Here is a 14,705-nt window from a genome sequence, read left to right as displayed (position 1 = left end):
AACAAGGGCTTTAGCGAAGATATATTGTCCAAACTCACAAGAAAGAAATATTTTCTAGAATTGATTGCATTTTAAGCGACTTCTATGGTGATGTTCGCTTTAAGTGATGTTATACTCCCGCCGAATAATTTTTCGACTTTATTAAGAGTAAAATAATGGCAGATTTATCGAAGTACAGAAACATTGGTATTTTCGCGCACGTTGATGCGGGTAAAACCACGACTACTGAGCGTATCCTGAAGCTTACAGGTACTATCCATAAAACAGGTGAGGTTCATGATGGTGAATCTACTACTGACTTCATGGATCAAGAAGCTGAGCGCGGTATTACTATCCAGTCTGCGGCAGTAAGCTGTTTCTGGAAAGATCACCGTTTTAACGTTATCGATACTCCTGGACACGTTGACTTCACAGTTGAAGTTTACCGTTCACTTAAAGTATTAGATGGCGGTGTTGGTGTATTCTGTGGTTCTGGTGGTGTTGAGCCACAATCAGAAACTAACTGGCGCTACGCGAACGAATCAGGTGTTGCACGTATTATTTTCGTAAACAAATTAGACCGTATGGGTGCTGATTTTTACCGTGTAACAGCGCAAGTACAAAAAGTACTTGGTGCTACTCCACTTATCATGACTTTACCAATCGGTATTGAAGATGATTTCGTTGGTGTTGTTGACGTTTTAAACAAACAAGCATACGTATGGGATGACACTGGTCTTCCAGAAAACTACGAAATCACAGACGTTCCTGCAGACATGGTAGACAAAGTTGAAGAATACCATGAAATGCTTATCGAAACTGCTGTTGAGCAAGACGATGATCTAATGGAAGCATACATGGAAGGTGAAATGCCTTCAGTTGAAGATATCAAGCGTTGTATCCGTAAAGGTACTCGTGACCTTGCTTTCTTCCCAACGTTCTGTGGTTCTGCATTCAAAAACAAAGGTATGCAACTAGTACTTGATGCTGTTGTTGATTACTTACCTGCACCTACAGAAGTTGATCCTCAACCTCTTATGGATGAAGAAGGTAACGAAAACGGCGAGCATGCAATTGTTTCTGCAGACGAACCTTTCAAAGCGTTAGCATTCAAAATCATGGATGACCGTTTTGGTGCATTAACTTTCGTACGTATCTACTCTGGTAAGCTTAACAAGGGTGACACAATCCTTAATGCGTTTACTGGTAAAACTGAGCGTGTTGGCCGTATGGTTGAGATGCAAGCAGATGAGCGTAAAGAGCTTACTTCAGCACAAGCGGGCGATATCATCGCTATCGTTGGTATGAAGAACGTGCAAACTGGTCACACTCTATGTGATCCTAAGCACCCAGTAACTCTAGAGCCAATGGTATTCCCAACTCCAGTAATCTCGATTGCTGTACAGCCTAAAGATAAAGGCGGTAATGAGAAAATGGGTGTTGCTATCGGTAAAATGGTTGCAGAAGATCCATCTTTCCAAGTTGAGACTGATGAAGATTCAGGCGAAACTATCCTTAAAGGTATGGGTGAGCTTCACTTAGATATCAAAGTAGATATCCTTAAGCGTACTTACGGTGTAGACCTTATCGTTGGTCAACCACAGGTTGCTTACCGTGAAACTATCACTCGTGAAATCGAAGATAGCTACACGCATAAGAAACAATCTGGTGGTTCTGGTCAGTTCGGTAAAATCGATTACCGCATCAAGCCAGGCGAAGTGGGTTCAGGTTTCGCGTTCACTTCATCAGTTGTTGGTGGTAACGTACCTAAAGAATTCTGGCCTGCAGTTGAGAAAGGCTTCAAATCAATGATGGGTGAAGGTGTTCTAGCTGGCTTCCCAGTACTTGACGTTGAAGTTGAGCTTTTCGACGGTGGCTTCCACGCCGTGGATTCATCTGCAATTGCTTTCGAAATCGCTGCTAAAGGCGCTTTCCGTCAGTCTATCCCTAAAGCGGGTGCACAACTTCTTGAGCCAATCATGAAAGTTGACGTGTTCACGCCAGAAGATCACGTAGGTGACGTAATCGGTGACCTTAACCGTCGTCGTGGTATGTTAAGCAATCAAGAAGCTGGTTTAACTGGCGTTCGTATTAAAGCTGACGTACCGTTATCAGAAATGTTCGGTTACATCGGTTCACTACGTACAATGACATCTGGTCGTGGTCAGTTCTCTATGGAGTTCTCACACTACGCTGCATGTCCACAAAACGTAGCTGACACTGTAATCGCTGCAGAAAAAGAGAAAAATGCTGCTAAGTAATTAGCACCTTAACTCTTTAGAAAAAACCCGCACTTGTTGCGGGTTTTTTGTTTTTATAATATGGCTACGTAGGTAGCCCCAATTCCCGTATCGTTTAAGTCATAAGTAGGGTGTATAAATAAAGGTACGTGCTTTATTATGATGTTCCGTTTGTTGTTTTAATCCTAAGTATTAGCGATTAATGTATATACTAAAATAATATAGATATTTTTTATTATTAATTCTATGTATATTAAAGAGTTACTTTAAATGCTTTTGTTCTAGTTAAAAAGTAGGGTAATTACTCTTGTTTAGATTTCTGTTATAGGTAAAATTACGTCTTGTTTTTCTAAAACCAGTACAAGAAAAGGCACCTTTTTAATAAAGGGGTGGGCGTAAAGGGACCGCAATGAATGTAGTAAAAATTTCACCTAATTGGACGTTACAACTAATTAAAATTAGCTTGGCTTTGTTTATCACCTATATCTTGAGTGCAGCCACTCCACTGGAGTTTAAGTCTGTAAGTATCATAATATTACCTCTATTTTTGATAATCAGCTTTTTCAACATTATGCAATTAAGGTTTTTACATTGCTATAAGGCTGGGATCAACTATTCTCGCGGAGCTGGAAAGCAGTACATAAATGCAGATGAAATTAAAAATCTAAGCTTTAAACGTTTTTGGGTTATAACAGCTTTTAATGTTGTGACACATTCAAATAAATCACATCGCTTTATAAATTGGCAAGTATCAGAAGAACAAAAAAAAGCGATATGTAACTTGTATGAAGGGAAATGCATAGGAAATATGGGTAGTGCTTAATTACCTGTTGTGTAAACCCTATCAATAACAGAAAGTAACCTGTTCACCAGAGTTCTGGTTAAGTAAATGCCACTTTAATAGCTAAAGTGGCATTTTTTGTATTAGCTCATTACTTTTTAACGCGTCGGCGAGTTAAAAATGGCAATGCTAATAAGCTTAACCAACCTAATGAGCCGGAATCATCTTCGTCATCAGCTTCATCATTATTGATGTTGATGTAAACTAGTTGAGCGGCAGATAGGTTACCAGCACTATCTTTAGCTTGAACCATTAAAGTAATTTTACGCTCAAATTCATAATCTAGCGCAGCAGCAACTATTAGTTGGCCTTGTTCATTAATAGTGATAGCAGAATGTCCTGACACAATAAACTCAACTACAGGCGTGTAATCACTATCTGCATCTGTAAATTCAAGCTGCCCAATAACAGCACCCATAGCTGCACTTTCAATGATATTAAAGCTTTGTTCAGGCGTTAGTACTGGTGCTTGAGGCTCAGGAATTGGCTCTGGCTCTGCAATTGATTTAATATCAATAAGGACTGGATCATGATCAGAAGCACGGTAGGCATTGTCAGAATATAGACTAGCCACTTGCGTATCTGATTTATACTCAACGTTGTAATCTAGGCTGATAGGTTCGTCAGCATTAATGTGCCAATCAGTTGCGGCGACTACTTTATCGAGCAAACTCTGTGTTGCTACAGCGTGATCTAAGCTACCTAAGCGGCCAGAGAAGCTGTATGAATAACCTTGAGTATCGCCATCAACTTCAGCTACAACGTTTTTATAACCTTTATCAGCGAGCGCACGGATAGGATCTTCCATCGCGTAGGCATTTAGATCGCCAACTAAAATAATATCTTCATCTTCAACACCTGTAGGCTTGGTGTCTAACCAATCAGCAAATGAATTTGCACCAGCAACACGAATTTCGTTCCAACATGCTTGGCCGTCACCTTGGTCTGCATTGTTACCTTCTGCACTGCTACAGCCACCTTTAGATTTTAAATGTGCAACAGCTACAGTAAATACTTCACCTGAACTAAGTGCTTCAAAGCTTTGTGCGATAGGTGCACGATTGCTGTAATCAAAAGGGTATTCAGAAGTTGTTGCAGCGGTGCCTACTTCTTTTATCATATTTGAACGATAAATCAGTGCAGTTGTAATTGCATCAGTACCAATTTGATTCATATTGAAATCAACAAAAGCGTATTCGTTAGTGCTATCTGCGTCATTGAGTGCAGCTACTAAACTTGCTACAGCGCTTAGCTCACCGAAGCCATCATTTTCGATTTCCATCAAACCAATCACATCAGCGTTTAGCGCGGTGATTGCATTGACTAGTTTAGCTTCTTGACGGATTAATTCCTGCTCAGAGTCTGCGCCACGGCTAGTTGGGAACCCACCACCTTGGCCATCACCATTAAAGTAGTTAAGTACGTTGAAGCTTGCGATACGTAAGTTAGCATCACTGTGAAGTGCTGGAGCCTCTGTACGTGGGTTTGTAGCAGTAAATTCAGGTTGAACAGTTGGGTGAATGCGGTAGCGGTCAAAACTATACCCTAGTACACCCGTAATTGTGTTTACTGAATCACCCAAGCGTAAGGTGTTGTATGCGTCCAAGCCAACGCCAGGGTAAGAAATAGGATCAAGGTTTTGCTTTGTTGACCCATCATCGAGTAGGATTTGCTTTTTCTGGTTTTCAGCTTCAACAGCGTTAGCAGCTTCACCAGGAAGGGCAATTTGTGTACCTTGGTATAAGCGCTCTGTGGCTAAGTCTACTTCACCATAGCGGCCTAGACCATAATTATTAGTGACGACTAATGCTTGTTCTAAAGTGATTAACATACCTTCAAAGGCTTCTAAGTCGGCAACATCTGCTACTGGTAAAGAAATTTTTGTCGCGGCTGTAGTCAGGCCCGACGCACAGATCTCTACTTGGCTTACATCGCCAATTTGGGTTGCATTATAATACTCAGCAACACTGCCTTTAACGCGAACATGGTCGCCCACAGCCACATCAGTATCTGAGAAATATACGAACACCCCTTCAGATGTAAGAGCGTTAGTATCAACATCAGCTTCAAGAGATGAAATAAAGAAACCATTTAGTTGCTCGTCACTTTGAAAATCTGCAGTAACGACACCTTCTAATTCGACTTCTTGGTTGATAAGTGGGCTGTCACCGCCTTCGCCTTGAATTGCGTTTATAAGAGTTTTAGCTGCGCCACACTCTAGTGGAGTAACTGGATCAGGATCGGGTGTTGGTTCTGTGCTTTCGCCATGAAAACCAATTCCCGAAAAGTCATCTTTATCAAACTGTTCCCATTGTTCACTTGGGTCAAAAGCAGATGTTGCATCAACGCGACCCGTTGTTATATCAAGTTTACGACGCAAAGATTTATCTTTTGTAGTTACGCCTCCAGCAGACCACTCTTTACCCGGGTCAACGCCTAGTTGACCAAAGCTGTCTACAATAACACCGTCTTTTGTTAGCACGAGTGCATCGTCGCCATTAAAGTAGGTTACCGTTGCTTCAATGTCAGCTTTTGTTTTTAGTTCGTCGACAGAGCCTGCATTTACAATGACATAAGTGCCATTAGCAGGTAAGGTTCCTGATAGGTCAAGGGTGTTATTTGGGCTTGCTAATTCACCGTTACCATTAGAGTAAAGGCTGATATTATATCCATCCAACGATAATTCTGTGCCTGAGTTATTATAAAGTTCAACGGCTTTATTGTTGGAACCACCTTCAACATATTCAGAAATAATCAGATTAGCTGAGGCTGGCGCACTAATACTTGCAACGACAAGCGCCAGTGGCGTAAGAGTTGTTTTAAACATTATTATTTTTTCCCGTGTATTGTGTCCCAAATGGGACAAACAGTGTAAGGAAAATTTATGACAAATAAAATAATAATTGTTAACAAAATGGAAATAAAAAGGGCGTTCTTGCCCTTTTTATCAAACATGAGGAGGCATTTAGTTATTTGTTGAGAAGCTGTGCCGCTTGCTTAGCAAAGTAAGTGAGAATGCCGTCGGCACCAGCACGTTTAAACGCCAATAGCGATTCCATTATAGTGGCTTCTTCATTAAGCCAGCCATTATTAATTGCGGCTTTATGCATCGCATATTCACCACTGACTTGATAAGCAAAAGTTGGAACGCCAAATTCATCTTTAACACGACGAACGATATCAAGGTAAGGCATGCCAGGTTTCACCATGACCATGTCAGCCCCTTCTTGTAAATCTAATGCGACTTCGCGAATTGCCTCATCTGAATTGGCAGGATCCATTTGATAAGTCTTTTTATCAGCCCCTTTTAAGTTGCCAGCAGAACCAACTGCATCTCTAAATGGACCATAATAACTTGATGCGTATTTTGCCGAGTACGCCATAATACGTGTATGTATGTGGCCATCTGCTTCGAGAGCTTCACGAATAGCGCCAATACGGCCATCCATCATATCTGAAGGGGCAACAACATCTGCGCCAGCCTCTGCGTGAGATAACGCTTGTTTAACTAATATTTCAGTGGTGACATCATTAATAACATAGCCTTCATCGTCAATGATGCCGTCTTGGCCATGAACAGTAAAAGGGTCGAGTGCAACGTCAGTAATTACACCTAGCTCTGGAAATGACTCTTTTAAAGCACGAACAGTACGTTGTGCTAGACCATCTTCGCTATATGCTTCTTCTGCTAAAAGTGATTTTTTATCAGCAGGTGTCACAGGGAAAATAGCGACTGCAGGTACACCAAGATCAACAAGCTCTTTTGCTTCTTCTAGTAATAAGTCGATAGATAAGCGTTCAATTCCTGGCATTGACTCAATTGCTTCACGACGGTTTTTACCTTCAAGTACAAATACAGGGTAAATGAGATCGTTCACGCTGAGTTGGTTTTCAGCCATCAAACGACGAGAAAAGTCACTGCGGCGCATTCTGCGCATACGAGTGTAAGGGAAAAGATCAAGACCTGATTGGGCCATTATTTACTCCTAGTCTACTATTGGAAAACTAACTACGCGATTCCGGCCAGTTTGTTTAGCGTGATAAAGTGCTTTATCTGCGCAGTCAGTAAAAAATGCTGGATTATTAATATCTTCGGCAATTGAGCTGTAAACACCGGCGCTAATTGTAAATGTAATCTGAGTATTAGCCACAGTGATTGTTGAGTCCATAATTGCTGTGCGGATATTATTAGCTATTTCAAGCGCACCAGGCAGAGGTGTATTTGGTAAAAGTACAACAAATTCTTCACCGCCATAACGAGCTACTTCATCAAGCGGGCGTTTTAATTGGCTTTTTATTAAATCAGCAACAGCACGAATAGTTTGATCACCTATTAAGTGGCCATAGTTATCGTTGATCGACTTAAAATGATCAATATCCAACATAATGATGCTTAAAGGTGTTTGTTCTCTGCGTGAGCGACGCAGGTCCATGACTAATTTTTTGTCGAAGTAACGACGGTTTTTAATTTGTGTGAGAGGGTCTTCCATATTGAGCTGTTCTAGTGCACGGTTCTTTTCTTCGAGCTCGCGTAAAGTTACTTGTAGCTCAAAAGTACGCTCTTCAATGTTAGCCTCTAAATCTAGGCGGGCTTGCTCTTGCAGTTCTAGGCGTTCTTGTAGCAGCTGATCTTGTGCTTCGCTTTGCGCAATTTTGGCGTGCTGTGCGGCTACTTGTGCATCACGTTCAACTAGAAAATGTTTTATCGTGGCAAAGCTCAAGCTTAATGCGCAAATTAAAAAGCTACCAAACATGAAGGGGAGATTGCGAGAGTCAAAATCGAAAATGCTAAATACAACAATGTTTATGTACAGCAAAAATGCGCAATAAATGATGGCACCGACTAGCAGGGCACTCAATGGTTGGCTGCGTTTGTACTTAATGTTCATAATGATAACGGTAATATGCATCAGCATTATTAGCATACTCGCTATTAAGCTATAAATGATAATAACGCTTGTGGGGAGTAGCCACATAACAAAAATACTTATAAGTAACAGGTTGTTGCACCAGGTATGAAGAGTATCTATTAGCGTTTTTAGTTCGCTTTTAAGCTTTTCAAGCAGTGGTTTAAATAAATAGCAAACAACCAGAAGCAAGCTAGGTATAGCAACTTGCTGGAGGCTCGGTAGTGAAGGGTGAAAGTAACGGTAACCAAAGCCATATAGATAGATAAGCAAAAACCATAACGTAAGTAATATAGCACCGCTTAACGTAAAATAATGTTTTCTTGAGAAAGCAAATAATACAAAGCAGGTTAGCGCTAGCGATAGAATAAACCCTGCAAGCAAACCATATAAAAGGTTGAACTTACTTTTGTATTTTAGATATTCATCACTTTGCCATAGGCTCAAAGGAGCTCGTAAACCCGCTTCATTTTCAATGCGCAATAGTAATGTTGAAGTGCTTTTTGCTGGCAACATAAGTTTTACCAGCAAAGATTCATTTTTTATTTGTCTGTTTTGAAGTGGTAATGCATCACCAATCTCTTTAAACAATACAATGTCATTATTGTGGTACTGGTAAACAGATACTTTATCTAACAATGGGTTATCGATAGATAACATAATTGGCAACTCAAGGGACTCTTGGTTAGTTAAATTCACGCGAAGCCAGACGACTTTCTCAGACATACCTAGATTTAAAATTTGATTATTTATTGGCAGCCATTGAGTGGCTATCTCAGCTTGGGCTAGTGTGAGCGGTTCACCGACGTACTCAAATGGAATGTCTTTTAACTGTTTAACGTTTTTATTGAGTGTTATATCGGATGCAAACGAGTAGAGCGAACCAAATAAAAATAAACAGTAAAGTACCCTCCAAGCAAACGTCATTATTAGGCCTTATGGCTGAATAACTGTTGAAAATTAAGTGTAGTTTGCTTTGCGACGGTTGCAAATTCTAACCCCTTTAGGTCTGCAATTGTTTGGCATACATAAGGAAGGTAGCAGGGTTCATTTCTACGTGATTTAGGTTTTGGTGTTATCGTACGCGGAATTAAAAAAGGGGCATCCGTTTCAATCAGTAGTCGTTCTAGCGGAATACTAGGGATAAGCTGCTGCAATGCTTCACCACGGCGTTCATCACATACCCAGCCTGTTATACCAATATATAGGCCAAGTGCTAAATAGTGCTTAAGCGCATCTTCATCACCCGTAAAACAATGCAATACGCCGCGCACTTTGTGCGATTGAAGAATCGATAGCATATCCTCGCTAGCGTCTCGCTCATGTAAGTAAACGGGTAAGTCGAGCTGCTCAGCGAGCTTTAATTGACGTGAAAAAATATTGCGCTGGATGTCTCTGGGCGAAAAATCACGATTATAATCTAAACCACATTCGCCAATGGCTACAACTTCAGAATGCTTAGCCAACAAGCTAATCTGCTGTTCTAACTGGTCATCGGCTGACTTAGCATCATGTGGATGGATACCTGCAGTAGCAAGTAAATTATATTTTTTTGCTAGTCGCAATGCTTGTTGGCTGCTTTCAAGGTCGCACCCAATCAATAACATTTGAGAGATGTTTTGTGCGGTTGCGCGGGCAATGATAGCCTCATGCTGACTATCAAATTGATGGTTCGTAAGGTTTACACCCGCATCTATCAACCGCTCACTCATTAATTTGTTCGCTTCACGCGAATTGAGCGATTTTGCCCTTCTTTTTTCAGTAAGAATGAATTAAACATGCCGCGTACAATAACTACTGTGTCGCCAGCATCAATACGTAAGCGATCAGAACCAATTTGACGCCATTGCTGGGCGTTATCTAATGTTATGATTAGTTCACCATAAGGGGCTTCTTTAACGCTAGTTACGCTTGCTGTAATTTCATCATCATTATCTTTGACAGCTTCTTTATGCTCTAGGCCAAAGTCGTCATTTTTTGTTTTGACAATTTGATTTTCCGCAGCAGCTGCGCTCGCCGCTGTGGCCGAAGGCTTTGCTACAGATACTTGTTTTTTATCGTTATTAGGTCTGCTTAATGATTTACCGGCCATCGTGTTGTCATAACATAATAGGCGGTTAAAATCATTTTCAACAAATGTACATGCTTGCAGTGCTTGAACATTCACTTCATTAGCGTATGCCGTTGAGATGCTTAATAATGCAACTAGTGGTACGAGTTGTTTTTTCATTTATTCCTCTGACTCATCTTGCTGAGGTTTAGCGCTATAAAAAGCGGCTAAAATTAACCCCAATTCAAATAACAGTAGCATAGGAAATGCTAATAATGTTTGTGATAGTACATCAGGTGGCGTTAAAAACATTGCCACCACAAATACGCCAACCACAATATAAGGTCGTTTTTCTTTTAAGCTTTGAGTAGTTGTTGCACCACTCCAACATAGCAACATAATTGCTACAGGTATTTCAAACGCTACCCCAAAGGCAAAAAATAGCTTTAAGGCAAAACTTAAGTAACTACTAATGTCAGGTGCAAGTGTCATCATCTGAGGCCCAACACTGGTAAAAAACCCAAGTATAATAGGCAATACCACGAAGTAACAAAAAGCGATGCCGCTATAAAACAAGATAATGCTCGATGCCAAAATCGGCATTAACATACGTTTTTCGCTTTTGTACAAACCTGGGGCTATAAACCCCCAAATTTGATGTAAAATAACTGGAATTGCGGCAAATAAAGCTACAAAAAGTGTAAGTTTAAATGGCGCAAAAAACGGCGCTGTTACATCGGTTGCTATCATAGTTGCGGTACTGGGTAAGTGCGCAACCAAAGGAGCAGCAACAAAGCTATAAATATCATTCGCAAAGTAAACAAACGCAATAAAAAATAATAAGATAGCCAATATAGCTTTCATTAATCTATTACGTAATTCTATTAAATGACCCACAAAGCCAGATTGAGTTTGTTCGGTCATTGTTACTTGTTACCTATTAATTGACCACAGATCGCAAAAAAGATTTCATTTTTGTTCATCAATATTCACTTTATCTGTTTGCTCAGAAGATGTTTTTTTATAACTGCGGGTAACAGAGTCAGCAGCTTTTTGTAATTCATCAACAGAATCTTTTAACGCAGGACTTAGGTCTTGCATACTTTGCTGCTCTGCTTTTTTTAAGTTTTGGTGTAGTTCATGTACACGAAGTTCTTCATTTACTTCTGCTTTGACTGAATTGGCCAAAGATTTTATAGTTTTAATCCAACGGCTTACCGTTCTAATAGCAACGGGTAACCGCTCTGGCCCAAGAACCACAAGGCCAACGATTAAAACTATAACAAGTTCCCACATGCCCATTTAGTTTAAGCCTTATGGTCTTCTTTGTTTTTTTCAGCCGTGTCTTTGTTTTGCACAGAATGATTAGCTTGCTCTATATTATCAGTGGTTTTCGTTTGTTCTTCTTCAGAGACTGCTTTTTTGAAGCCTTTTACGGCGTTACCTAAATCACCACCAATACCACGCAACTTTTTAGTACCAAAAAGTAATACTATGATTGCTAAAACAATTAACAATTGCCAAATACTGATACCACCAAAACCCATGACTTACTCCAAAATTTATTGTCGTGTTAACGCTGATTATACTCAGCAATATGTAAATAGCACTTAATTTATGCGCTTCGCCACGCTAAAACAAAGCCAATTAATGAACAGCTTGCTGCAATACTGCTCGCAATCAAATCGTTTTGCAAATAACACAAACCCGATACGACCATTGCAGCCCCTGCAAATACACTCAAAATAAGTGGTTTGTGTGACACTGGTGCTACGGGCGGAGACGATGCTTTATGCTGCTGTTTTAAATTGTGATAAATCAAATCCGGCAATTCAGGCATTTTTTCTGCCCAAAACGGAAGATTTGCATACATTTGCTTAAGTACTGAAAGTGGGCCTACTTGCTGCTTAACCCAATCTTCTAAAAAGGGTTTCGCTGTTTTCCACAAATCTAATTGTGGGTATAGTTGACGCCCCAAGCCCTCAACATACAGTAAGGTTTTTTGCAGTAGAACTAATTGGGGTTGAACCTGCATATTAAAGCGACGAGCGGTATTAAATAGGTTGACTAAAACGTGACCAAATGAAATTTCAGCGAGAGGTTTATTAAATATAGGCTCACAGACAGTGCGAATAGCAAATTCAAATTCTTCAACACAGGTATCTTTTGGCACCCAGCCAGAGTCAACATGTAATTGAGCAACCTGTCGGTAATCGCGATTAAAAAAGGCGATGAAATTTTCTGCTAGATAGCGCTTATCTTCTTTATTTAGTGTGCCGACTATACCGCAATCAATACCAATGAACTTAGGGTTCTCAGGCGTATCGTAAGAAACAAAAATATTGCCTGGGTGCATATCTGCATGGAAAAAGCTGTCGCGGAACACTTGCGTGAAAAACACCTCAACCCCGCGTTCAGCAAGGAGTTTCATGTTAGTGTTTTGAGCTAGTAATGATTCAGTATCAGAGACGGCAATGCCGTATATGCGCTCCATAACTAAAATATTTGCCCGGCTATAGTCGCTATAAACGTAAGGGATATAAAGTGAATCCGAGTCTTCAAAGTTTCGTCTAAGTTGAATTGCGTTGGCGCCTTCACGCATTAAATCGAGCTCATCCAGAAGGGTCTTTTTGTACTCTTTGACCACTTCTACAGGGCGCAGACGCTTTGCTTCATTAACCAGCTTTGCTACCACTTTAGCAAACTTTTCCATTAAGGCTAAGTCTGCATCAATTTGTACTTTTATATCTGGGCGAATAACTTTAATAACTACGTCTTGTGGTTGGTTATTTTCATCAATTAACGTAGCAGTGTGAACTTGTGCGATAGATGCGGAAGCAAGAGGGGTTTGTTCAAAATCACTAAAGCATTCGCTAATATCGTTTATATCTAGTGCATTTTCAATTAGCGTCTGGGCAAGTGCGCCTTCAAAAGGCAACACTTTATCTTGCAACAAGGCTAGCTCTAAAGCGATATCATGCGGTAATAAATCACGTCGCGTTGAGAGCATTTGACCAAATTTAATCCAAACAGGGCCGAGCTGTTGCAATGCTAAACGCAGGCGTAAACCCGCAGGTTTTTCTTGGTGTTTGTTTTTTAGCCAAAACAAACAAGCGCGACCCGCTTTACCATACCAAGGAATTTTTTTGGGTGGGATTAACTCATCTAAACCATAATTAAGCAGGGTTTTGGTAATGTAATAAAGCCGAGCTGCTGACACAAATAATCCTTACTGAATTGAGTGGTTTTGGAGTAATCGGTTAATGCGTTGCTCTAGTTGAGCAACGTGACCTTTTAATTGACGCGTGTGTTGTTTGAACTGTTCAAGTTCAATAGGATGAATGGTTACTTTTAGCTCATCTTGGCATAACTGGCTGAGCGTTGTGGCGAGCTTTTTATCAGCCGCTTGACCTTTTTGCTGCACACTTTTTAATGATAACCATAATTGCTGGGCTGGGGCGTCACCTAAATAACGTGAAAAATGCTCCGGCCAATCTACATCCATCGCTGCAAAAGCGTTACTAAAGCCTTGTGCAATATTCAAATCGCCTTGCAGGTCTAATTTATCTTGGCGGATAAGCTGGGTCAGCATTGCGGGGTTTTGCAGTGCCATTAATGTGTCAATATCACCGCTTATCATGCAGTCATATTGATTTTCTTCTGTGCTGTAAAGGTGTAGTTGTTGGTCTGAAAAAACCAATAAAAACCGCTGTTGCCAATCGCGTATTTCAATAAGCAGTTGCTTATGCGCAATCGGTGCTAGCTTATCTATTAAGGTGCTGTCTAGTTTTAAGCTGGTATTTAAAATACGTTCTACTATTGCAACTAAAAAGTTAGTAAACATAACAACACCTTAATTCGGTTTTGGTCGATTTAAATTTTAATATTTAAAACCACGATGCAGAGCAACAATGCCGCCTGTTAAATTCTGATAAGTAGTTTGTTCAAAGCCGGCATCATTCATCATCGCTTTTAACGTGTCTTGGTCAGGATGCATACGTATAGACTCAGCTAAATATTTGTATGATTCACTATCATTTGCGACTAGTTTGCCCATTGTTGGCAATAGGTTAAATGAATAAAAGTCATAGGCTTTACTGAGCGCTTCATGCTCTGGCTTTGAAAATTCTAATACCAGTAAACGGCCACCTGGCTTTAAAATACGGTACATAGAGCGCAATGCTTTATCTTTATCGGTAACATTACGAAGGCCAAACGCGATGGTGATCAAGTCAAAGCTGTTATCTGGGAACGGTAATGCTTCAGCGTTCATTTGCACGTAATCGATATTACCTACGAGGCCTAAGTTATGCAGCTTTTCACGACCGACTTTGAGCATAGAAGAGTTTATATCACCAAGTACTACTTGGCCTGTTTCACCCACTAATTGACTAAACTTGGCGGTTAAGTCGCCTGTACCACCTGCTAAATCAAGCACGTGATGGCCTTTGCGAACACCTGAACTGGCGATAGTTTGTCGTTTCCACAAACGGTGAATACCAAAAGACATTAAGTCATTCATCACATCGTATTTAGCTGCTACAGAATGAAATACGTCGGCAACCATCGAGGCTTTGTCGGTTTCAGCTACTGTTTGATAGCCAAAATGCGTCGTCTTTTGTTGATTCTCGTTCATGATAAATCTCTTTCTTGATTATAGAGACTAGTGTACTTGATAGTGACCCTGA

At 40.4% G+C, this 14,705-nt stretch carries 13 protein-coding genes; 2 read left to right on the top strand and 11 right to left on the bottom strand.

The genetic code is table 11. The features are described 5' to 3' along the window. The first annotated feature begins 155 nt into the window (after positions 1-155). Both fusA and ACHUE3_RS15420 read left to right on the top strand, forming a co-directional pair. Positions 156-2,240, top strand: a complete 2,085-nt coding sequence (gene fusA / locus ACHUE3_RS15425) for an elongation factor G (protein ID WP_394193249.1) — start codon at positions 156-158, stop codon at positions 2,238-2,240. Between the two features lie 388 nt (positions 2,241-2,628). After that, positions 2,629-3,042 (top strand): hypothetical protein, encoded by a 414-nt coding sequence (locus ACHUE3_RS15420; protein ID WP_394193248.1) that lies wholly within the window; start codon positions 2,629-2,631, stop codon positions 3,040-3,042. Positions 3,043-3,151: 109 nt separating this feature from the next. Here the strand turns inward: ACHUE3_RS15420 and ACHUE3_RS15415 are convergent, their stop codons facing one another. The 11 genes from ACHUE3_RS15415 to ubiE all read right to left on the bottom strand — a co-directional run bounded on the left by ACHUE3_RS15415 (position 3,152) and on the right by ubiE (position 14,653). After that, positions 3,152-5,887 (bottom strand): ExeM/NucH family extracellular endonuclease, encoded by a 2,736-nt coding sequence (locus ACHUE3_RS15415; protein WP_394193247.1) that lies wholly within the window; start codon positions 5,885-5,887, stop codon positions 3,152-3,154. A gap of 142 nt (positions 5,888-6,029) precedes the next feature. Continuing rightward, complete coding sequence (hemB, locus tag ACHUE3_RS15410; RefSeq protein WP_394193246.1) at positions 6,030-7,037, bottom strand: porphobilinogen synthase; 1,008 nt, start codon at positions 7,035-7,037, stop codon at positions 6,030-6,032. A gap of 9 nt (positions 7,038-7,046) precedes the next feature. Beyond that, positions 7,047-8,894, bottom strand: a complete 1,848-nt coding sequence (locus ACHUE3_RS15405; RefSeq protein WP_394193245.1) for a sensor domain-containing diguanylate cyclase — start codon at positions 8,892-8,894, stop codon at positions 7,047-7,049. A 2-nt stretch (positions 8,895-8,896) separates the two neighbouring features. Next, positions 8,897-9,679, bottom strand: a complete 783-nt coding sequence (locus tag ACHUE3_RS15400) for a TatD family hydrolase (RefSeq protein WP_394193244.1) — start codon at positions 9,677-9,679, stop codon at positions 8,897-8,899. Next, the gene (locus tag ACHUE3_RS15395) at positions 9,679-10,197 is read right to left on the bottom strand and encodes a hypothetical protein (protein ID WP_394193243.1); all 519 of its coding nucleotides are present in this window, start codon (positions 10,195-10,197) and stop codon (positions 9,679-9,681) included. The genes ACHUE3_RS15400 and ACHUE3_RS15395 overlap by 1 nt, the downstream gene beginning before the upstream one ends. Next, the gene (tatC, locus tag ACHUE3_RS15390) at positions 10,198-10,941 is read right to left on the bottom strand and encodes a twin-arginine translocase subunit TatC (protein WP_394193242.1); all 744 of its coding nucleotides are present in this window, start codon (positions 10,939-10,941) and stop codon (positions 10,198-10,200) included. It abuts the gene before it with no gap. 45 nt (positions 10,942-10,986) lie between these two features. Next, the gene (gene tatB / locus ACHUE3_RS15385) at positions 10,987-11,319 is read right to left on the bottom strand and encodes a Sec-independent protein translocase protein TatB (RefSeq protein WP_394193241.1); all 333 of its coding nucleotides are present in this window, start codon (positions 11,317-11,319) and stop codon (positions 10,987-10,989) included. A 5-nt stretch (positions 11,320-11,324) separates the two neighbouring features. After that, positions 11,325-11,564, bottom strand: a complete 240-nt coding sequence (gene tatA / locus ACHUE3_RS15380; protein WP_394193240.1) for a Sec-independent protein translocase subunit TatA — start codon at positions 11,562-11,564, stop codon at positions 11,325-11,327. Between the two features lie 68 nt (positions 11,565-11,632). Beyond that, complete coding sequence (gene ubiB / locus ACHUE3_RS15375; RefSeq protein ID WP_394193239.1) at positions 11,633-13,237, bottom strand: ubiquinone biosynthesis regulatory protein kinase UbiB; 1,605 nt, start codon at positions 13,235-13,237, stop codon at positions 11,633-11,635. Between the two features lie 9 nt (positions 13,238-13,246). After that, the gene (locus ACHUE3_RS15370) at positions 13,247-13,861 is read right to left on the bottom strand and encodes a ubiquinone biosynthesis accessory factor UbiJ (protein ID WP_394193238.1); all 615 of its coding nucleotides are present in this window, start codon (positions 13,859-13,861) and stop codon (positions 13,247-13,249) included. 36 nt (positions 13,862-13,897) lie between these two features. Next, the gene (ubiE, locus tag ACHUE3_RS15365; protein WP_099295194.1) at positions 13,898-14,653 is read right to left on the bottom strand and encodes a bifunctional demethylmenaquinone methyltransferase/2-methoxy-6-polyprenyl-1,4-benzoquinol methylase UbiE; all 756 of its coding nucleotides are present in this window, start codon (positions 14,651-14,653) and stop codon (positions 13,898-13,900) included. Positions 14,654-14,705: the final 52 nt, after the last annotated feature.

The organism is Pseudoalteromonas atlantica, assembly GCF_043641955.1.
In the GTDB taxonomy this organism is placed as follows: domain Bacteria; phylum Pseudomonadota; class Gammaproteobacteria; order Enterobacterales; family Alteromonadaceae; genus Pseudoalteromonas; species Pseudoalteromonas atlantica_A.
The sequence above is the reverse complement of the archived record's forward strand: the minus strand, read 5'-3'. Positions and strand labels throughout refer to the sequence as shown.